This window comes from Campylobacter concisus (genome assembly GCF_015679985.1).
In the GTDB taxonomy this organism is placed as follows: domain Bacteria; phylum Campylobacterota; class Campylobacteria; order Campylobacterales; family Campylobacteraceae; genus Campylobacter_A; species Campylobacter_A concisus_AC.
Genome location: NZ_CP049239.1, coordinates 264,550 through 285,300, shown reverse-complemented (window position 1 = coordinate 285,300; position 20,751 = coordinate 264,550). Strand labels below are relative to the sequence as shown.

The 20,751-nt window shown below is 35.7% G+C and carries 22 protein-coding genes; 4 read left to right on the top strand and 18 right to left on the bottom strand.

Annotated features, from left to right (window positions below):
• The first annotated feature begins 76 nt into the window (after window positions 1-76).
• Window positions 77-799, top strand: a complete 723-nt coding sequence (locus G5B98_RS01465) for a tetratricopeptide repeat protein (protein WP_196086967.1) — start codon at window positions 77-79, stop codon at window positions 797-799.
• Here the strand turns inward: G5B98_RS01465 and G5B98_RS01460 are convergent.
• Window positions 792-1,433: a non-canonical purine NTP pyrophosphatase gene (locus tag G5B98_RS01460; protein WP_196086966.1), complete on the bottom strand. Its 642-nt coding sequence runs from the start codon at window positions 1,431-1,433 to the stop codon at window positions 792-794. The two genes, G5B98_RS01465 and G5B98_RS01460, sit on opposite strands and share 8 nt — an antisense overlap.
• 114 nt (window positions 1,434-1,547) lie before the next feature.
• On the opposite strand from G5B98_RS01460, the gene G5B98_RS01455 reads away from it, so the two are divergent.
• Both G5B98_RS01455 and G5B98_RS01450 read left to right on the top strand, forming a co-directional pair.
• Window positions 1,548-2,849, top strand: coding sequence for an MFS transporter (locus tag G5B98_RS01455; RefSeq protein WP_196086965.1), 1,302 nt, complete (start codon window positions 1,548-1,550; stop codon window positions 2,847-2,849).
• Window positions 2,846-3,970: an NAD(P)/FAD-dependent oxidoreductase gene (locus tag G5B98_RS01450; RefSeq protein ID WP_196086964.1), complete on the top strand. Its 1,125-nt coding sequence runs from the start codon at window positions 2,846-2,848 to the stop codon at window positions 3,968-3,970. Before G5B98_RS01455 ends, G5B98_RS01450 begins: the two co-directional genes overlap by 4 nt.
• Window positions 3,971-4,217: 247 nt before the next feature.
• Here G5B98_RS01450 and G5B98_RS01445 read toward each other — a convergent pair whose 3' ends face one another.
• The 6 genes from G5B98_RS01445 to G5B98_RS01420 all read right to left on the bottom strand — a co-directional run bounded on the left by G5B98_RS01445 (window position 4,218) and on the right by G5B98_RS01420 (window position 12,163).
• Complete coding sequence (locus G5B98_RS01445) at window positions 4,218-4,856, bottom strand: HAD family hydrolase (RefSeq protein WP_196086963.1); 639 nt, start codon at window positions 4,854-4,856, stop codon at window positions 4,218-4,220.
• Between the two features lie 74 nt (window positions 4,857-4,930).
• Window positions 4,931-5,947 (bottom strand): OmpA family protein, encoded by a 1,017-nt coding sequence (locus G5B98_RS01440; RefSeq protein WP_084041636.1) that lies wholly within the window; start codon window positions 5,945-5,947, stop codon window positions 4,931-4,933.
• 153 nt (window positions 5,948-6,100) lie between these two features.
• Window positions 6,101-6,490 carry a 30S ribosomal protein S9 gene (gene rpsI / locus G5B98_RS01435; protein ID WP_021084780.1) on the bottom strand — a complete coding sequence of 130 codons (390 nt, stop codon included), beginning with the start codon at window positions 6,488-6,490 and terminating at the stop codon, window positions 6,101-6,103.
• Between the two features lie 2 nt (window positions 6,491-6,492).
• On the bottom strand, window positions 6,493-6,921 hold the full coding sequence (gene rplM, locus G5B98_RS01430; protein ID WP_002939292.1) for a 50S ribosomal protein L13: 429 nt from the start codon (window positions 6,919-6,921) through the stop codon (window positions 6,493-6,495).
• A gap of 80 nt (window positions 6,922-7,001) precedes the next feature.
• The gene (locus G5B98_RS01425; protein WP_196086962.1) at window positions 7,002-9,821 is read right to left on the bottom strand and encodes a RecB-like helicase; all 2,820 of its coding nucleotides are present in this window, start codon (window positions 9,819-9,821) and stop codon (window positions 7,002-7,004) included.
• Window positions 9,818-12,163, bottom strand: coding sequence for a PD-(D/E)XK nuclease family protein (locus G5B98_RS01420; RefSeq protein WP_196086961.1), 2,346 nt, complete (start codon window positions 12,161-12,163; stop codon window positions 9,818-9,820). Before G5B98_RS01420 ends, G5B98_RS01425 begins: the two co-directional genes overlap by 4 nt.
• Before the next feature lie 150 nt (window positions 12,164-12,313).
• On the opposite strand from G5B98_RS01420, the gene G5B98_RS01415 reads away from it, so the two are divergent.
• Window positions 12,314-12,817 carry a flavin reductase family protein gene (locus G5B98_RS01415; protein WP_196086960.1) on the top strand — a complete coding sequence of 168 codons (504 nt, stop codon included), beginning with the start codon at window positions 12,314-12,316 and terminating at the stop codon, window positions 12,815-12,817.
• A 123-nt stretch (window positions 12,818-12,940) separates the two neighbouring features.
• Here the strand turns inward: G5B98_RS01415 and G5B98_RS01410 are convergent, their stop codons facing one another.
• The 11 genes from G5B98_RS01410 to G5B98_RS01360 form a co-directional block, all read right to left on the bottom strand.
• Window positions 12,941-13,411 (bottom strand): FixH family protein, encoded by a 471-nt coding sequence (locus G5B98_RS01410; RefSeq protein WP_196086959.1) that lies wholly within the window; start codon window positions 13,409-13,411, stop codon window positions 12,941-12,943.
• A complete protein-coding gene (locus tag G5B98_RS01405) occupies window positions 13,404-13,973 on the bottom strand; it encodes a hypothetical protein (RefSeq protein ID WP_196086958.1) in 570 nt (189 codons plus the stop codon). Before G5B98_RS01405 ends, G5B98_RS01410 begins: the two co-directional genes overlap by 8 nt.
• Window positions 13,974-14,079: 106 nt before the next feature.
• Complete coding sequence (locus G5B98_RS01400) at window positions 14,080-14,292, bottom strand: DUF4006 family protein (RefSeq protein WP_021090794.1); 213 nt, start codon at window positions 14,290-14,292, stop codon at window positions 14,080-14,082.
• The gene (locus tag G5B98_RS01395; RefSeq protein WP_021091000.1) at window positions 14,292-15,155 is read right to left on the bottom strand and encodes a cbb3-type cytochrome c oxidase N-terminal domain-containing protein; all 864 of its coding nucleotides are present in this window, start codon (window positions 15,153-15,155) and stop codon (window positions 14,292-14,294) included. Before G5B98_RS01395 ends, G5B98_RS01400 begins: the two co-directional genes overlap by 1 nt.
• Window positions 15,143-15,352 carry a cytochrome c oxidase, cbb3-type, CcoQ subunit gene (locus G5B98_RS01390; RefSeq protein WP_021090915.1) on the bottom strand — a complete coding sequence of 70 codons (210 nt, stop codon included), beginning with the start codon at window positions 15,350-15,352 and terminating at the stop codon, window positions 15,143-15,145. The genes G5B98_RS01395 and G5B98_RS01390 overlap by 13 nt, the downstream gene beginning before the upstream one ends.
• Before the next feature lie 9 nt (window positions 15,353-15,361).
• A complete protein-coding gene (ccoO, locus tag G5B98_RS01385; protein ID WP_084041629.1) occupies window positions 15,362-16,027 on the bottom strand; it encodes a cytochrome-c oxidase, cbb3-type subunit II in 666 nt (221 codons plus the stop codon).
• Entirely contained in the window at window positions 16,027-17,514 is a 1,488-nt protein-coding gene (ccoN, locus tag G5B98_RS01380; RefSeq protein WP_084041628.1) for a cytochrome-c oxidase, cbb3-type subunit I, read from the bottom strand. The genes ccoO and ccoN overlap by 1 nt, the downstream gene beginning before the upstream one ends.
• A gap of 92 nt (window positions 17,515-17,606) precedes the next feature.
• Window positions 17,607-18,290 carry a response regulator transcription factor gene (locus G5B98_RS01375; RefSeq protein ID WP_021090989.1) on the bottom strand — a complete coding sequence of 228 codons (684 nt, stop codon included), beginning with the start codon at window positions 18,288-18,290 and terminating at the stop codon, window positions 17,607-17,609.
• 81 nt (window positions 18,291-18,371) lie between these two features.
• A complete protein-coding gene (locus G5B98_RS01370) occupies window positions 18,372-19,037 on the bottom strand; it encodes a sulfite exporter TauE/SafE family protein (RefSeq protein WP_232524600.1) in 666 nt (221 codons plus the stop codon).
• 1 nt (window position 19,038) lies between these two features.
• The gene (gene carA, locus G5B98_RS01365; RefSeq protein ID WP_021090763.1) at window positions 19,039-20,157 is read right to left on the bottom strand and encodes a glutamine-hydrolyzing carbamoyl-phosphate synthase small subunit; all 1,119 of its coding nucleotides are present in this window, start codon (window positions 20,155-20,157) and stop codon (window positions 19,039-19,041) included.
• The gene (locus G5B98_RS01360) at window positions 20,157-20,708 is read right to left on the bottom strand and encodes a DUF507 family protein (protein WP_021091020.1); all 552 of its coding nucleotides are present in this window, start codon (window positions 20,706-20,708) and stop codon (window positions 20,157-20,159) included. Before G5B98_RS01360 ends, carA begins: the two co-directional genes overlap by 1 nt.
• Window positions 20,709-20,751 lie beyond the last annotated feature (43 nt).

Sequence of the window (20,751 nt, the reverse complement as noted above, 5' to 3'; positions counted from 1 at the left end):
TTAGTGATTTTAGCAAAGTTAATATAAATTTCTCGCTTTAAAAGGTAAAATAAGGCAAAAATTTAAAGGTAAAAAGATGAAGAAAATTTTGCCATTTTTAGCGCCTATTTGCCTCTTTGCAAGTAGCTGTGACGAGCTAATACAAGAGAGTGTGAGGGAGTTTTATAAAAGCGATAGAAATTTGGAGAGAGCCATAAATTTAGCCGAGCAAGCGACTGATGTCTGCTTAAAAGAGGGCAACATCGAGCAGGCGATCACTTCGCTCATAAATAGCGCTAGCATTTGTATGGTAAATAAAGAGCCACAAAAGGCGTTAGAGCTCTCACAAAGAGCCCTAGAGCTTGCGGCAAACGTTAGCGACAAGCTGCTACTAGCTCGCTCTTATCATAGCCTAGGTGCGGCACAAAAGGCGCTAGGCAGATACGACGAAGCACTTGCTAATTTTCAAGAAGCTCTAAAAATTTATGACAACGCGCCAAATGCCCCAATGAACGACGAACTCATCTGTATAAAAGGCATCGCTAGCGCCTACTACCTAAAAAACGACTTTGACAAAGCCCACGAAAACCACCTTTTAGCGCTAAATTTACTTGATATCACGCCGGAGTTAAGCGGCAACGAGCTTGTGCGATCAGAGCTTTTAGTAGAGCTTGCTAACGACCTAGCAAAGCTTAACCAAAAGGACGAAGCTACCCAAAACTACAAAAAAGTGCTTGAAATTTTAAATGGAAAAGAGCAAAATCCTCGCGCACGGGATCTTTTAGAGAGAGCTAACAAAGGGCTAAATGGGCTTAACTAAAGTTTTTCTTTAGACTTTTTAGCACGAAATTTGCAAGCTCAAGTCCCTTTGAGCGGTGAGAAATTTCAAGCTTTGTCTCATTATCTAGCTCGCCAAGTGTCTTGTTAAAGCCATTTGGGATAAAAAGTGCGTCGTAACCAAAGCCATTTGTACCCCTCTCCTCGTTTATCGCTTCGCCGTACATGAAGCCGTGCGTCGTGTAGTCGCCAAATTTTGAGCTAATAGCGATACAGGCGGTGTAGTGAGCTGGTGAGCTCTCTAAATTTAGCGCCTTTAGCTTGCTAATTAACTTTGCTCTGTTGTTTGCGTCATCTGCGTTCTTGCCGCATACCTTGCCATTTTCATCAAGGTCAAAATAGCGCGCAGAGTAGATCCCGGGCTCACCACCAAGTGCATCCACGCTAATGCCGCTATCATCGCTAAGTGCAATAAATTCGCCCTCAAGCCCTTGCTCTTTAAGCTTTACAAAAACAGCTCTTGACTTTATGAGCGCATTTTGCTGAAAAGTGCTGCCATCTTCAACGATCTCAAATGGCTTTATAACCTCACTTAGAGCGTAAATTTCATAGCCTTTTAAAAACTCTTTTATCTCTTTTACTTTATCTAAATTTGATGTCGCAAGCACGATCTTCATTGCAAGAGCTCCTTGATTTTTGGGCGTATTTTACAAAAAAGTAGATTAAATTTTTAAATTTAAATTAGCGTTAAAATGATAAACTTAGTCCTTTTAAAAATAAGGAAAAAATTTATGTTAAAAAGCGTTTTACCACTATCTTTTATCATAGCAAGCAGATTTTTAGGTCTTTTTATAGTTTTGCCAGTGCTTAGCCTTTATGCCTTAAATTTACACGGAGCAAACGAGTTTTTAGTAGGGCTAATAGTAGGCGTCTATGCGATCTCACAGATGATATTTCAAGTGCCTTTTGGAGCACTCTCGGATAGGATAGGACGCAAAAAAACATTAACGATCGGACTTTTGGTTTTTATCATCGGCTCAATAATTTGTGCACTTACAAGCGATATTTTTACCATGCTATTTGGTAGATTTTTACAAGGTGTAGGTGCTATCGGAGCAGTTGCAACTGCGATGATAAGTGACTATATAACAGAAGAAAAACGTTCAAAAGCCATGGCGATAATGGGCGCTTTTATAGGACTTAGTTTCACGCTTTCTATGGTGCTTGGGCCGCTTCTTGCCAAAGACTATGGGCTTTCAAGTCTATTTTATCTAAGTGCCGCTCTTAGCCTACTTTGCATTGTACTTCTTTACACCGTTGTGCCAAAAGAGATAAAAGTGAGTGCCAAAAGTGAAAAAGTACCATTTGGTAAGCTGTTTTTGCAAAAAGACTACATGATCATAAATTTTACCTCTTTTATGCAAAAGATGCTAGCAAGCATCGCATTTTTGGTGATCCCTATAGTTTTAGTAAAAGAGTATGGTTACGAAAGCAGCGAGTTTTACAAGATCTATTCGCTTGGCGCAGTGCTTGGCTTTTTGGCTATGGGGCTAGCTGGCGCCCTTGGCGATGGCAAGGGACTTAGCAAGATCATCTTGATAGCTGGTACGCTGCTTTTTGCCCTAACCTACACTATTTTTGCCATTAGTTTTACGCTTTTTATCTTCGTTTTGGGAGTTGCTATATTTTTTATAGGATTTAACCTTCACGAACCAATCATGCAATCAACTGCGACAAAATTTGTAAAATCCTCACAAAAAGGCTCAGCTCTTGGTGTATTTAATTCATTTGGCTATCTAGGAAGCTTTGTTGGAGGTGCATTTGGTGGGTATATCTTGCATGCTTTTGGCTTTAAAGTGCTCGCCATTATCTGCGTAGTACTTTGCGTGATATGGCTTGTTTTGCTCTTTAGCCTAAGCGATCCAAGAATTTTTAAAAATATCTATCTAAGCCCTGAAGTAAGCTTAAATTTAGAGTTACTAAATAGCCAAAAAGGCGTGGTGGATTATTACAAAAACGAGAAAAATCAAGTGATAAAATTTGACTCTCGCCTAACAAGCGAGGCTGCTTTAAAAGAGAGCTTGAAATTTTGATCTACGACGTCATAATCATTGGCGCTGGTGCTAGTGGGCTCTTTTTAGGAGCAAATTTAAAGGGTAAAAAAGTTGCCATCTTAGAGAAAAATAGCATCGCTGGTAAAAAAATCCTAGCAAGTGGTGGAGGTAGGTGCAACATCACAAACCGCTTTGTAAGCGCTAAAAACTATCTTGGAGAGCAAAAATTTATAGAGCAAATTTTAAAGGTACTGACTCCAGATCAAGTTTTAAAATTTTTTAGTGAGCTTAAATTTAGTGAGGAAAAGCAAAATCAGTTTTTCTGCGATAGCGGCGCAAAGAGCGTCTTGAGCGTACTTTTAAAAAGACAAAATGCAGATATTTTTTATAACAAAGAAGTTCTTGGCGCTAAAAAAATAGATGAAATTTTTGAAATTTCAACCAAAAGTGAGAAATTTAGAGCTAGAAATTTAGTCATTGCAAGTGGAGGACTAAGCTACAAAGCCCTTGGCGCAAGCGACATTGGCTATAAAATAGCAAATGATTCTGGTATTGAGACATCAGCTCTTGCACCTGCACTTGTCGGATTTAGCGTACAAAAAGATGAGTTTTGGTTTAAAGAACTTAGTGGCGTCAGCCTAAACGCAGATGTGGAGATAAATAGCCATAAATTTAGTGGAGACTTACTTTTTACACATAGAGGCATAAGCGGACCAGCGATACTAAACGCCTCGTTATTTTGGCAAAAAGGTCGAATTTGTATAAATTTTTTACCCAAATTTAATGAGAAAAATTTAATAAATGGCAAAAAGCAGCTTAGTTCGGTTTTGCCCTTGCCAAAGAGATTTGTACTGGAGTTTTTAAAAAATTTTGGCTTAAAAGACAGAGCCTTTTATGAATTTAACGACAATGATAGACAAATAATAAAAAGGCTTTTTGCTTATGAGTTTGCCCCAGCTGGGACATTTGGCTTTGAAAGAGCGGAGGTTACAAAAGGTGGCGTAAAGAGCGAATTTTTAGATGAAAATTTACAAGCTTATAGCGTTAAGGGGCTTTATTTTATTGGTGAAGTCTTGGACATCACTGGCATGCTTGGCGGATATAACTTGCATTTTGCATTTGCAAGCGCCCTAAAAGTGGCTAGGATCTTAAATCTATGATCTCCTAAAATTAGCTAGTTTTAGATAAATTTTCATATTTTAAATAAGACAAAATTACCATGAAAGTAGCGTTTTTAAGCAAATTTATTCAGAGTAATTTAGATGTTAAAAATTCATAATAAATACTTTAAAAAGATTTTATGCCAAACAAAAGCAACGAATTTTTGGAATAAATTTTATAGCCAAGCAAGCTAAACATTAGGTTGAATTTAATTTAAAGTATAAGTAGTTTAGGAGTATTAGATTATTAAACCTCTTTTATAAAGCCAACGGCTTCAAATGGGTTTGAGAAAATATGTTTACTAAATTTCTCCAAATCACTCTTTTGACCATATCCACAAGTTAGACCTACGCCTGTAATAAAAGCAGCTTGTGCAGCCATTAGATCCATAATGGTGTCACCTACCATAAATGCATTATTTTTATCTTTATTAAGTCTATATAAAGCCAAATTTATAGGCTCTGGATTTGGTTTTGGATTAGCAACATCATCTCTTCCAATAACAGTTTTTATATATTTCATAACCCCTAAATGCTCAAGCAAGATAATAGAAAATTTTGAAGTTTTCGTAGTAACTATACCCACATCAGCAAAGCTACCTGCCTCCTTCAATGCTTCACTTGCATAATCTAAGAGTACCGTCTCATCAAGATAAATTTTTTCGTAGCAAGCTTTATACTCTTTTATATAGTTATCAATTAAATTTTTACTTGCACCAAGTCTTTCAAACATTATTTCAAGCGGATGACCAACCAAAGACTTTAATACATTATGGTCTGGCTCTTTTTTGCCATGAGATAAAAAAGCTCTATCAAATCCTTTTAAAATAGCAGAAGTCGAATCAATAAGCGTACCGTCCAAATCAAAAAGTATAGTTTTTTTCATCATTTTCTCCGTAGAAATAAAAAAGGGCCTAGCCGAAGCTAAGCCCCTAAAAGAAGTAACCTTAAACAATAAGATTATTTATTGAAAGTAGCTTCAACACGTCTATTTTGAGCGCGACCTTCTTTAGTTTTATTTGTAGCAATTGGTTTAAGCTCACCGTAGCCAACTGTTGAAATTTTATCCTCGCTTACGCCATAGCCAGCAAGAACATCAGCTACTGCCTTTGCTCTTTTTTCAGATAGTTTTTGGTTATAAGCTTCTGCGCCTACACTATCAGTGTGACCAGCAAGTACAACTTTATAATCTGGGTGTTCGCCCATAAAGTCAGCTACTTTTTTGATCTCAGCTGCATATTTTGGTCCGACTTTATAGCTATCAAATGCAAAGTTAACATCTAGGTCTCTAAGAACGATAACTTTCTCGCATCCTCTTTCGTCAACAACCACGCCAGCTGGAGTGTTAGGGCATTGATCTATATCATTTGGCACGCCATCATTATCATCATCAAGAACTGGAGTTGCTGCTGGAGTTGCTGCTGCAACTGGAGCTGCTGCCACAACTGGAGCTGCTTTTGAGTCAAGACCGATACCAAAGCCTAGTGAATAGAATAGGTTATGATCAGCGTGCTCAAATTTGATAGCGTCTCTTGCTTCTGCTTTAAGAGCAAATCTATCAGTTACTTGATATCTTAAACCAAAACCATATTGGCCAAAACCGCCATCTTCATTTTTAACAAAAATAGCCGGAACATCTTCATAACCAGCACCAACTAAGCCATATAGACTAACTGGTCCAAAATCAACTATATCTTTTACAAGATTTGCATGATATCTAAGGACTCTTCCTTCTCTTGTTAAGCTACCTGTTTTTTCTTTTGCTTTTTGAGTGTAATCAACACCAAGCTCTACTTGATCAAAGAAAAAATCTTCAAGATTTCTAGCAGCTCTAACACCAACGAAGTTGTGGTCTTTTACACGTAAATTTCCCTCTGGGTGAACGCCACCAATAGTTGGAGTAACTTCATAATTATATGCTGCGTTAGACGCAAAAACCGCTGTTGCGGCAACCATAGCTAAAGCAATCTTTTTCATATTTAGAATTCCTTTCTTAGGATTTATTTTAAAGTGGTTACATTTTAACTGAATAAAATTTAACCGACTCTAAATCATAATTTAATTAACAATGTAAATTTGAAATTTACACAACTTAAATTTTGCAAATGCAAAAGCACTTGCAAAAATTCATTAACGTTTAGAGAATTGTGGGCTTCTTCTAGCCTTTCTTCTACCAAATTTCTTACGTTCAACAACACGAGAATCTCTAGTTAGCAAGCCTTTTGGTTTAAGTGCTGCTCTAAAATCAGCATCCATATCAGCTAAAGCACGTGAAATACCGTGTCTTAAAGCCTCTGCTTGTGCTGAATAACCACCACCTAAAGTTGTAGCTACTACATCTATTAAACTCTCTTGTTTAGTAACTAGAAGTGGCTGAATTACTTTAAGCTTTATAGCTTCATGTCCACCAAGCCAAGTATTAAGATCCATACCATTTACTACGATTTTACCGCTTCCAGCTTTTATCCAAACCTTTGCTACGGCAGTTTTTCTTTTACCAGTTGCATAAACTTTTGCCATAATTATTTTCCTTCTTTTTTAGCTATTTGTGCCGTATGAGGATGCTCACTGCCAGCATAAACTTTTAGTTTTTTTATCATCTCTCTTCCAAGTTTAGTTTTTGGAAGCATTCCACGAACAGCTAATTTAAATAGTTTTTCTGGCTTATTTGCTATCAAATCGCCAAATTTTTCACTCTTTACGCTACCAAAATATCCTGAGTGTCTGTGATAAAGTTTATCTTCAGCTTTGTTATTACCAGTAAATTCTACTTTTGAAGCATTTATGATGATAACATAGTCGCCACAATCTACGTTTGGCGTGAAGCATGGTTTGTTTTTGCCACGAAGTATAGTTGCTACCTCAGTTAGCAATCTACCAAAACGTTTACCAGCTGCATCAACAACGATCCAGTCTCGTTTAACTTCGTTTGGCTTTGTTATTTTTGTCATTTTCTTACCTTTGCCAAGTTAATTTTTGAGTTGTGATTGTATTTAAACAATGCTTTTATAAAGCTTAAATTAAGTAGCATTTAAACTTTAATATATGAAATTTTTCCATCAAGAGCGTAGAAGATGACGGCGATTATACTATGCTTTGGATAAAATTTACTTAATGCCTCTTTGTATTCTCCAACTTGTTTTTTATTTTCCTCAATATTTTTATCTGTCGTTTTATAGTCGATCACACAAATTTCGCTCTCTCCAATACAAAATAAGTCCATCTGTTTTAGTTCATTTTTTACTTTAAATGGCTGCTCTTTGTAAATTCCTTTATCTTTTATGCACTCTAGAAATTTTGGCTCATTTATTAGCATTTTTGCCCGTTTAAAGGTATCTTCGAGCCTATCAAGTGAGAGAAATTTATAAAATTTATTTAGCATTAAACTCTTGGCTTTTAAAAGCGAATTTTCATCAAATTTTTCACTCATCTCAAGTAAATAGTGAAACGCTAAACCAAAATAGATTGCCTCTAAATTTTTACCGCTCGTTTTTTGCTCTCTTGCCTCTACGTCTTGCCTTTCTATCTTTAAAATTTCAGGTATTTTTTCATCTTTTTTTGCCTCTTTTTGCTCACCCTTGCTAGGTAAAATTTTACCAAAGCTAAACTCTTTTAGATCAAGATAGTCGTTTACTTCGCTTTTATCGCTTCTAGTATAAAAAGAAAAAAAGCTAGGACTATTTCCACTTGGGGCAGCTTGTTTAATGATAATAAGCGACTTTGTGGCTCTTGTAAAGGCGACGTAAATTTTATTGATATTTTCTTGCTTCTCAAGCTCTTTTATTTGCTCTAACACACCAGCATACTCAGGGTCAAAATTTTCTCTACCAGAAATTCTACTTTTTACTATCCACTCGCCTTTTTCGCTATATTCTGTTATAAAGTTTGAGTCATCGCCTCTGCCCTTACTCATCATATCGCAAACTATCACGTGAGAAAACTCGAGCCCTTTTGACTTATGAACAGTCATTATCTTTACGCCGTCAGCATTTTTAGGACTGATTTTAGAGCTGAAATTTTCAAGATTAAAGATAAAATCGCTTAAATTTTTGTAGCCACTACTTAGCTCAAAAAGCCTTAAAATATCAACATCAGCCATATTTATGTATAAATTTTTAGCTAGATAAAATAGGCTTTTTGTCGCACTATCTTCAGCTTTTATTTTTAGCCTTTTAGGATTTGTATTTACAAGTACTTTTACATTTTTTTCATAAATTTCTTCACCAAAAATACAAAATTTCGCATACTCGATGATCGCTGCAACAAACGGCGTTCGCTTTAGCTCCAAGGTACCTTCATTTACGCTTTTTATCCCCTCACTGCTAAGCACTTCTGAGATGAGACTGATGTCGCTATTTTTCCAGCAAAGCACAGTTATCTCACTTGCATTTACGTCAGCTGCAAGTAGCTCTTTTACTTGTGAAACTGATGCACCCGCGATATCCTCGTCACTTAGCACACGCAAGTAGCCATAGTCATCTTCCTCGGCTTCAAAATAAGGACACTCGCCACTTACTTTGTAGTTTAGCTCCTTATCTTTTTTAGCTGGCTCTTGTGGCTCAAAGCTAAGCCCATATCTATGATAAATTTCTTCAAAAATAGCGTTATTAAATTTCACTAAAGCCTTTAAACTGCGGTAGTTGCTTGGTAAATTTTCTATATCTATCTGACTAAAATCATCTCCAAGCTTGTCAAAAAGCTCCTTTTTGCCACCCCTAAATTTATAGATGCTCTGCTTCGTGTCGCCCACGTAAAAGAAGCTTCCAAGTCCGTTTTGTCCGTATCCAGAGACGATTTCAGCGATGAGCGGCAAGATGATCTCATACTGGATCACGTTTGTATCTTGAAACTCATCGACTAAGAGGTGATTTATCCTGCCATCAAGCCTAAAGTAAAGCACATCTTTATCAAAATTTTCAACCAAAAGCTTAAAGACCAGCTTATTTATATCAGTAAAACTTAGAGCATTTATCTCTTTATTTAGCTCTAAATTTGAGTGTTTATAAACATTTAAGAGCTTACTAAAACCGCTAAGTCTGTATCTTTCAACCTCCAAAATATACTCTTTTGCCGCCTCTTTTAGCTCGTTAAAGAGCCTATCAAGCTCACTTGTATAAATTTTACTAAAAGTGCGGTAATCTAGGCTCTCTCTTTCAAAGACCTTATTTTTAAAAAGCTCAAATAAATTTTGCTCTTTAAATGTCTTTTTGGCCGTATCGCTAGCACCATTTTGCAAGGCTATATACTCATTTATCTCCTTTTGCGCTGCTCTTACCTTGCTATCATCTGGATAGCTTGCACCACTATCCTTTAGCTCACCACAAAAGCTCTCATAAAATTTAGCCAAAGTCTGCGAAAAGCTCGCCTCTTTTTGACTTGAGATTATCATCATGAGTGCAAGCTCACTAAGAAGCTTTTGATCTTTACTTGCCTCTTTTACAAATTTTTTCCACGCCAGATCTTGCAGACTATCTTGCACGCTGTAATCAGGACTAATGCCTAAATTTTGGCTAAATTTCTTTAGGATTCCAGAGAAAAATGCATCAAATGTATAAATTTTTAACTCACTTTGCAAAAACCTATCAAGCTTCTCATCGCGTCTTTTTATGACCTCATCTTGGCTCAAACTAAGCTCTTTGCAAAGCTTATCAAGCTCGTCTTTTTTGTTTTGCAAGTCCAAAAAAGTTGTGATTATGCGCTCTTTCATCTCATTGGCCGCTTTTTTGGTAAAGGTTAGAGCGATGATCTCGTTTATATTTTCGCCTCTAAGTACCAAAGCGATATAACGAACGCTTAAAGCGAATGTTTTTCCACTTCCAGCACTTGCTTTTAGGGCTAAAAAATCTTTCATAACTCTCTCCTACAAAGTATGGCATACTCGCAAAATTTACAAGCTCCACTCTTTCTTTCAAAATTTATCTTAGTGTTATTTATACTTTTTAGATTTTCTATCTCAGCCTTTAGATCATCCACGCTTTTTTTTGAGCTGATAAGCACTGGTTCATTCTTTAGAGCAAAGTAAGCACTTTTTACCTCGCTACCATAAAGTGCTTCATAAAATGCAAGCTGAAGTGAGTTCGCATTTGCCTCACCAGTTTTATAATCAAGTATAAAAGGCTCGCCATCAGGGCTAGCATCGATCCTATCGATAATGCCTTTTATCTTTACGTCACAAAAATCACTCTCTATATCTTTTTCACACTCAAGTACTCTAAAACCAGCACTTAAACGTTTATTTTCAAACTCTGCGTATTCTTTAAATTTCTGCGACCAAATCTCAAGCTCAAGCGAAGAAAAATCTTGCTTTGCAAGTATTTCTTTAAAAATAGCCAAATCAAATATATTTTTTTGTCTATAAAAATCACTTGTGTAGTATTCATAAAGCGCCTTATGCACGCTATTTCCTTGTTTAGATCCTGGCTCAGTTGCTATTGCTTTTGCTCCTTTTATACCAGCTATCTTTGCGTAATAATACTTTCTTGGGCAAGTTAAAAATAGATTTAGCGTCGAAAATGATAGCGGTTTAGTGAAAAAATCATGCTCCAAAATGATCTCATTATCGCTTAAATTTAGGCTTGTACTTCCTTTTAAAAATAATTTTAAATACGCCTCGTCACTAAATTTCTCATCTTTTATTGTTTTGAAATTTTTTAAAAATCTTGAAGGAATACTCTCTTCATTTAAAACACAGCTTATGGCGACCTTTTTGGCATTGTTTATAAGACTTTCATAGTAAAATCTCTGCAAATTTTCACGCTCAAGGTAGCTTATAAGCCCAGCTTTTTGCCTCACTTTTGAGTTTAAAAACATCTCGTTTGTGCTTCTTGCTGGGATGAAGTTATCATTAAAATCAACTATAATCACGCCATCAAATTTCATTCCACGGCTCTCTAGCATGCCCATGACACTGATCTTTCCACCACCCACATAATCGATGCTAAGACGCGAGATATTTAGCAAAAAAATTTCACTTAACTGCTTTAAGCTAAAGCTAAAATACCTACATAAATTCTCGATCCTAAAAAGCTCAAGTGCGAGTTTCTCTTCGCATCTTGGCTCATTTTCAAGCGTTAAAAGCTCGTCTATTAACTCTTTAAATTTAGCAAAGTCACAAAGTTCAAAGTAGCTTGATTTAAATTTATTAAAAAGCTCTTCGCTTACACCAAGTGTGTTCAAGATAAAGCCAAGCTCCTCGTAGCTCTCACATTTACTTTGATCAAAAACCGGCCTTACCTCTTCGTTTATCGCTCTTGTAATGTAAAAAAGCGCCTCATAAAATTTTGTATTTTTAAAGCTCTCGCCCATAGCGTAGTTAAAAATTTTATTGCTATCATGTAGCCTTAAAATTTCACTAAAACTCTCATCTGGCAATATAACAGCGATGTTTTCTGGTTTTATGCCCTCACGCACAAACTCGCTCGCCTTTGCCATAGCGTAGGCACATTGCAGGCTTCTAGTGGCAAATCGCTTCTCTAAAACTGGCTCAAATTTTTTGATATTTTCTAAGCAAATTAGCTCATTTGTCTTTAAATTTAGCTCATATTTTTTATAGTTTTCAATCTCGCTAATAGCTGAAATTTGCTTTATTTTATTGATTAGCTTTGTGTTGAAAACACTAGTTTGAAAGATAACTTTTAGCGTAGTTAGCTTTGAGATTTTCTCTAAAATTTCCCACTCAAATTCGCTTAAAATTCCATCTATGTGTAGTGAAATTTCACCAAAGCTTTTGATGTAAGCTTCATTTATGTTATAAATTTTTGGCAAGGTTATATCATCGTAGAGATTTTCTCTATCAAGCAAGCTCTCATACTCTTTTAAAACCTCTTCAAGTATGTTTAAATGCTCCTCAAAATTAGCGTAAATATCGTTAAATTTGATCTCAGCAATACTCTTTTTACTAATAGCTAGCTCTTTAAAAAATGAAAAAAGATAGTCATTATTTTTCAAAAACTCAAAAAACTCAGTTGGAATTTTAAGAACAGAGTTTGCCTTTTTGACGCTAGCACAGGCTCTATTCATAAGCACCAAAGCATAGGTGCTATCAATCTCAAACCTACCATCTACATAAACTACCTTTTTATAAAACTCAGCGATACTTAGGCTTTTTGGGATTAGCTCATCATTAAAACTTGCATTAAATTCACGAATCTTACGCGAGTTCGTAAAGACAAAAAGTTGGTTTAGGTTATGCATTTTTCTCTCTTAAATTTTTAAGCAATGATAGCTAAATGCTGATAAAAGAGCGCTTTTTACGCTTAGCCAAAGCTTTAAATTTTTATCTAAATACATTAAAATTTTAAGCCTTAAAGGGCCAAAAGCTACAATCACAAAAAAGGAGCAAAAATGCATAAAGAGTTAAACAGACAAGGTTTTTACTACGGCTTTCCGGTTTTGCTAGCCACCACAAAAGATAAAAATGCAAACGATGATATCACGGTGCTTTCATCTTCTTGGACGTTAGGAAATACAGTGGTGCTTGGCATAGGCATTGAAAATCAAGGCTTTAAAAATATCAAAAACGGTTCAGATATCACGCTAAATTTATGTGATGAGAGTCTGCTAGAAGCTGTGCAAAAAATGGAAAAACTAACTGGTGATAGCGAAGTACCAGAAGAAAAAAAGAATCTTGGCTACACCTACGAGCACGACAAATTTAAGGTAGCAAACCTCAGCAAAGAACCTGGCATAAATGCAAAAACCGTCAGGATAAAAGAGTGCAAGATACAGATAGAAACGGTTGTAGAAAAGATAGATACGCAAAAATGGCATCCATTAATCTATAAATTTAAAGAATATGTCGGCACTTGCGAGCGTTTGGGATTAAATTTTGGATTTAAAGAGATTTGATTTATAGCTTTATTTGATAAAAACTTAGCAACTTGGTTTTAGATTTAGCCAAAAAGATTAGTTTGTTAAAATTTAAATCTGACTTTAAGATCTTTCTCAGATACCAAAGCTACAATCTTAAGATCATTTTGTGACATTAAGATCAAATTTATAATACCTTGTATCATTAGTGTCACTTAGTCTTAAAAGTAGCTGCCATCTACCTTCTCTTAGACTTGTTTCTTCGCTTACTAGATCATTTTCTTGCCATGAAGCTCTTAAAATTTTATTTTCTTTATTTGTCTGTGGGCGAGTAAGTAAAATTTCATATTTTAAAGCTGAAATTTCTCCTTTTTTAGGAGTTAGATGAAATTTAAACTTAGCATTTAGGGCATTAAAATTTGGCTCAAATTTTAGATCAAATTTCTCATCAAAGCGTTTTTCACTCTCTTTGATAAAGGTTATGTTTTCATCGACATTTTGGTAGCTTTGCATATAAGAGCTATCCATCTCGACTGGATGTTTCAGTGCTATGATGATCGTTACTGCACAAGCGATAATTATAGCAACGAAGCTAAGCACAATAGCATAAGGCCAAAAGGTTTTTTTATCCATTTTTTACCTTTTTATAAAAGACAACAATTATAAAAAATGCAACTAGACCATAGATGAAAAATCTTAAAAAATTTAATGTAGTTTTATTTGAATTTCCAACACTACTTTCAAGCTGAAAATTTAAGCTAGATGCTATTTGTTCGGCAATATCAGCGTAGCCATTTAATATAGCAGCATTATAGATATCTTTGCCATTTTTAGAAACCAAAATAGGAATTATCGTTCCCGACTCTGGATTTACACTTAAAATTTGTTCTTTATTAAAAAGCTTTGAAGTATTAGCATCGGTAAAAATTTCTACTTTCTTTTTATCCTTTATAAGCAGTAAAAAAGCATAAGGCAAGCTAAGGTTTTGCTCTTTAAAAAGAGCTTCTAGCTCACCATCTTTATATACGCCAACCACTAAATTTATACCGCTTTTTGCGTAAAGCTCACTGCCGATCTCATTTAGCTTTACACTTACTTTTTGGCTTAGGATTTCATCATTATTTATCACAAAATTTGCTCCCAAAGCCAAACTTTGTGAGAGCAAAAATATAAAAATGAGTATAAATTTTCTCACACCTAGCCTACAAAAAGGTGGTTTGATGTAAGCACTGACCACGCACAAATAGCCCCTGCAATAACTATAAGCAAGATTATGGCTTTTTCTATTATGCCTAGCATCACTACTCCTTTATAATGACGTGTTTAGCGTTATCAACGCTCTTCATCTCAATGCTACTTGCATCTTTTAATGAGTAAGGTTTGGTTGCTACATCTTTTTGCAAGCCAATACCAATATAAGTAAGTACGCCAAGGATAGATAGCAAAAGCAAAACTGCCACCAAATAACCGCTAATACCATTTAAAGCAAAGATATTTCTATTTTTATTTTCCATTATTCGCCCTTTGATAGCGATATGACATATTCGCCAACTGCTTTTTGTTGTATCTCGTTTAATCTGCCATCATTAAATTTAGGCATAACACCGATATTGCCGTTTTTACCACGATTTAGTACATCCACTATAAACTCACTTGAACCATATTTACTAAGATCAGCAGACATGCCATCCATGCCCTTGCCATCATCTCCGTGACAAGCTGCACAAGCTGCGTAAAGCTCTTTTCCCATAGCTACTAAATTTTCATTTTTTGTACTTTTTATAGCACTTATCTCTTTTGCAACATAAGCTGCAATAGCCTTTGCTCCATCAGCATCAGCTAGCCCTGCTGGCATCTCGCCCATAGGATAATCAAGCCCTTTTGAGCCATTTAGTATCGTATCAACTATTCCTTGTTCGCTACCCCAAATTTGTAAATTTGCAGCTTTGCCACCAATACCATCGCCTGTGATGCCATGACATGCTGAGCATTGCACCAAAAATACGCTCTCTCCCATAGCGTGAAGCGTTTCTTTGCTTGGGTTTGCATACTCTTTTTCAAATTTAGCGTTTGCCTCTTTTACCTCTTTATTATATTCACCGATTTGTGAGTAAGAATTTAGTGGATAACCAAGTAAATAATACCAAATCGCCCAAACAAGCGTTAGTAAAAAAACTACCGCCCAACCAAATGGAACTGGGTTTTTATACTCGCCTATCCCATCCCAGTTGTGCTCGCTAAGCTCTACGCTTTCATCTTTTTTAACTTTCATTTGACCAACATACTTGCCAGCTACAACGACAGTTAGTACGATAATTAAGATGGCACCTATTAACGCAAGTAAATTTATATTATCTTCTAAATTTAGCCATTGCATACGCTCTCCTTTGTAGCCTTTTGCTCTAAAATTTTACTACCGATCTCATCATCTAGGGCTAATCTTGAATACTTCTCATAATTTCTTCTACCTTGCTTTTCGCTTTTGTAAAGATGAAAAAAATAAGCGTACAAAGTGATAGCTAAGAATGCTGTCAAAATAAAATAGCCATAAGCTTGAAGTTCTCTAATATCCATTACTAACTCCTATTTTAGGCTATTTAGATAGGCAATAAGTGCCACGATCTGGCGAATTTCACCCTTTGCAAAAGCACTTTTTACTTGCTCGTCTTTCATACTTTCAACGATACTTGCAGCCTGCTCTTTCACGTTAGCATTTGCTTGCTCAAAAGTGCCAAGAGCTGGCATATCTTTCTCATCATAAGGCGTATTAAAGACCTTTTTAACAGTTAGTGCTTCAGCGTAAGCGGTCTCTATGTCAGCATTTTTCTTAAATAAAAATGGATATGCCGGCATGATTGAGCCTGGCACAACTGAGGCTGGGTTTAACATATGATTTTCATGCCAATCTGTCGTTCTATAATTACCCACACGCATAAGATCTGGGCCAGTTCTTTTTGAACCCCAAAGATGAGGACGATCATAAGCAAATTCGCCGCTTAACGAGTACATGCCGTATCTATCAGTCTCTGCTTTAAACGGACGTATCATCTGTGAGTGACAAGTATTGCAACCATTTTGTATATATATATTTTTTCCAGCAAGCTCTAAAACCGTATAAGGCTTTGTACCCTCGAGTGGTCTAGCTCTATTTGCAAAGTCAGGTAAAATTTCTACCACGCCAGCATAAGCTATGACGATAAAGACACAAACTGCAAAAAAGAATGGATTTTTTTCTAACCAAGCAAACATCACATCACCTCCGCATTGGCTTTAGCACTGCCCATAGGCGTTGCACTTTTTGGCTCTGCCAAAATAGCTTTAGCAGAAGTTGATTTGTAAATATTGTAAGCAAACATCAAAAAGCCAATCAAATATAAAAGCCCACCAATAGCTCTAATGTAATAATAAGGTATAAGCACTACAACAGTATCAATAAATGAGTAGAGTAAATTTCCGTAGCTATCAGTCGCTCTCCACATCATGCCTTGCGTAATACCAGCAATCCACATAGAAGCAAAGTATAAAACGATACCTGTTGTTTGTATCCAAAATTGAGCTTCCATTAAGGATTTTGAATAAATTTCACGCTTAAAGACACGTGGCGTCATATGATAAAGTGCCGCCATAGTCATAAAACCAACCCAGCCAAGTGCACCATCATGTACGTGTCCTGGCACCCAGTCAGTATAGTGAGCTAGTGCATTTACAGATTTGATAGCTAAGATAGGACCTTCAAGAGTTGAAAACATATAAAAAGTTGAAGCTAGAATCATAAATTTAATAAGCGGGCTCTCGCGAAGTTGTGTCCATTCGCCTTTCATTGTAAGAAGCATATTAATAGCTGAACCCCAAGAAGGTAAAATCAAAACAATAGAAAAAACCGAACCCATAGTCTGCATCCAATCAGGCACAGCAGTATATATTAGGTGGTGACCGCCAGCCCAAAGATAAATAAACATAAGGCCCCAGAATGAAAATAACGAAAGCTTATAAGAAAATATTGGCTGTCCGCTCTCTTTTGGCAAGAAGTAATAAATTTGGGCGATGATCGCTACTGTAAATACAAACGCAACTGCGTTGTGACCGTACCACCACTGAACCAAGGCATCATTTGAGCCAGCATACATCGAAACTGAGTGTAGCCATGAGCCATATCCACTCACTAGTCTTGTTGGAATTTCCATGTTATTAAATAGATAAAGCATAGCAACGCCAAGGAATGTAGCAATGTAATACCAAACCGAGATATAAAGTGTTTTCTCGCGACGTATACCAATAAGTCCAAATATACTAACGCCCCAAAGCACCCAGACTACTACTACTGCAATATCTAGTGGCCACTCAAGCTCGGCATACTCCTTAGATGTACTCTCGCCCATAAAAAGTGTCACAACAGCTAGAATCATAACAAGTATATAAAGCCAAAAATGAAGCTTACCAATGAACATTAAAAACGGAGATTCGCTCATTGATACTTTTAGAACACGCTGTCCTATATAATACCAAGTGGCAAATATACCAGAGAGCATAAAACCAAAAATGATACCGTTAGTATGAAGAGGACGCAATCTACCAAATGCCGAATACTCACCAGCTATATAGTTTAGATCAGGACAGGCAAGCTGAAAAGCTACCAAAACACCAATAGCCATGCCAACAATACCAAAAAATATCGTGGAAAACATAAAGAGTTTTGCCACACTATAATCATAATGTAGCAACTGGGATGGTCGCATAAATTTTCCTCCTAGTTAAATTTATATTAATTTTCGGTTATTTTAGAGTAGAAAAACTATAAAAAGACTTAATTAATATAAATTATCTTTTACTAGGAGAGTCTTCTATCTATTTTATAACCGAGTCCAGGAACATTTTTTATAAAATTACTACCGACTTTATCTCTAACACGTTTAACAAAGGTCCTAATAGCAGCCTCTGTCACGCTCTCGCCGACCCAAACAACATTTTTTATTTCATCGTGAAGCACAAGCGTACCAAGCCTTTTTATGAGCAAAGATATAAATGCAAGTTCTTTTTTTGTAAGAGAAATTTCAACACCATCTCTGATAAGTACACGTTTTATTTTATTAAAACTATATCCATTTGTAACCTGAATAATATTTGCTGTTTCTATCTTATTTTTGGCAACATTTTCTAAAGTAACCAAAAAATCATCAAGATCAATCGGCTTTAAAACGTATTTATCAATACCAACATCTATCGCTTTTAGAAGTGTCTCTTTTTCACTATTTGTGCTAAAAACTATAATAGGTGTATCTTTTGAAATTTCTTTAATGCTTTTAGCCATATCAAGGCCATTCATTATAGGCATAAAAACGTCTGTTATAACCATATTTGGATTATATTTTTTAAATTTCTTAAGTCCTTCATCGCCATTTTGAGCAGTGATAACTTTTTCGAATTTATCTCGCATAACTTCTTGTACTATTTTTTTACCATCTCCCTCATTTTCAACGATAAGAACAGTTAGATTATTAAGAATCTTGCTCATTTATTCTTCCTTTTTGGTTATATTTATCAAACTTAATAAATTTTGACGCAATTAACAATTATCTCTCTTACTTTAACTATCTTAGGCATTTGCTCTATATCCTAAAAATGATAGATAAATTCCATTTATTATCATTATGCTAGCCGAAATCTTAAACATTATGTCTTTAAATTTCTCATTTAAAATCCCAAATACAAAGCTAGCTAAAAGCATAGCTGGCAATGTACAAAGACCAAATACAAGCATTATAAAAGCCGAATCAATAAAATTTGCACTTAAAATCCCAAGTGCTAAAAAGTAATAAACCACACCACAAGGCAAAAAGCCATTTAAAAAACCAAGTAATAAAAAATTTGTTAAATTTTTCTTTTGAATCCTCGTTTTTGCAATTCTTACTACAAAATTAAGCGCCTTTTGATTCTCTACGAATTTTAAAAGCCCACCCCTAAAAAGTAAGGCAATACCGATAAACGCGATCACTAAGCCAACTATAAAAAATATAAGACCTCTTGCTTGCATGCTAAAGCTAATAACAGCTCCAAAGGCGCCAAACAAAGCTCCTAAAACTACATAAGCAAAAATTCTAGCTAAACTATAAAGTGTGCTTAGCATTAAAATTTCTCTCTTGCTTTTGCCTTTAAAAAATAGAGTCTGTAAGCTCAAAAATCCGCTGCACATACCTACACAATGACTAAAGCTACTTAAAAATGCAACTGAGATAATCATGTAAAGGTTTATATTTTGCATCTTATAAAATTTCTAAAAACTGCTTAAATATATATTTACTCTCGCTTGGACCGCCACTTGCTTCTGGGTGGTGCTGAACTGAAAAGATCGGATAGTCTTTATATCTCACACCCTCGATCGTGTTGTCAAATAAATTTCTATGAGTCACAACCGCTACTTCTGCGATACTCTCAGGTACGTTGTAGTTGTGATTTTGTGTTGTTATCTCGATCGCTTTTGTCTCTAAATTTAGCACTGGGTGATTTGCTCCATGCTGACCAAATTTAAGCTTATATGTCTCATATCCAAAGGCGTTTGATAGTAGCTGATGTCCAAGGCAAATGCCAAATATAGGTATCCTAGCCTCAATCATCTTTTTGATCTCGCCTATTTCGGCCTTTAAATTTTTTGGCTCACCAGGACCATTTGATAAAAATACCCCATTTATCTCACCATTTTTAAATTTTTCTATCAAAATTTCAGCCTTAGTGTCGTGTGGTACGACGATGACTTCAAGACCAGTTTCACATAGCTCGTTTAGGATATTTCTCTTTACACCAAAGTCAAAAACAGCTATCTTTTTACCAATACTTTTTAACGGCTTATATGACTTTAAATTTCTATCCCAAGCGCCTTTTTTGTGCTCATATTCATCCATCGCACTAACTGTTTTTACGTAGTTTATATTTTCGATACGCCCACTACTTTCAAGCCTACGTTTTAGCTCATCTTTGTCACTTATCTGCGTTGAGATATAGGCCATAAGCGCACCCTCGTCACGTAGCATCTTTGTGAGGTATCTAGTATCAACATCATAAACGCCAAATTTACCTTGCTCTTCGAAAAATTTTCCCAAAGATTTTTGCGAGCGGTAGTTTGATGGAATTTCGTTGTAGCTTCTCATTATAACGCCACTTGCATGAATTCTAAGACTCTCCATATCGTCTTCGTTTATACCTACTATGCCTATTTCTGGCATAGTAAAGACGATAAACTGACCAGCATAGCTTGGATCGCTCATGATCTCTTCATAGCCAGTCATCGAGGTATTAAAAACGAGCTCACCTGCACACTCACCATGAGCACCAAAAGCTTTTGCTTCTAAAAAAACACCATTTTCAATATAAATGTAAGCTTTCATTAAAGCATGCCTCTTTTTTTAAGCTCATCTTGATACAAACGCTCAAAGACAAGATCATATTCATCAGTTCCTGGGATTAGCTTATGTTTATAATTTTGTATCATTTCATAAACATCATCTTCTATCTTCTCATAGCTTTTTAAGTACTCGTCTATTGAGTTATAAATCACATTTTTTACGCGATTTTCAGATACATTATAGTCAACAAGACCGCTCTTCCAAATAGTTTCAAGCACTTTGTGAGCGATATTGCTAAATCTATCTTCGTGGGTTAAAATTACATCAAATTCACCTGCGAGCTTCTTTTTAACGAGCCAAAACATATTTTTGCGGTCAATTTGCATAGTTTGCATCTCATCTTCATTTTTCTCCAAAAGCTCATTTACTCGCTCATCTAAAGCTCTTTCTTTTTGAATATCGACTGTTAAAATTTCGCTTGTTTTTGATACGATTGGCTCAATGCCTTTATTTAATCTTACGAAACCACAATTTAGAAGATCTATTGCTATTTTATGTGAAATATACGGAACATGTGGGAGTTTTAAACGCATTTTAAACCTTTAAATTTTTATGCCATTTTAACTAAATAAAGGT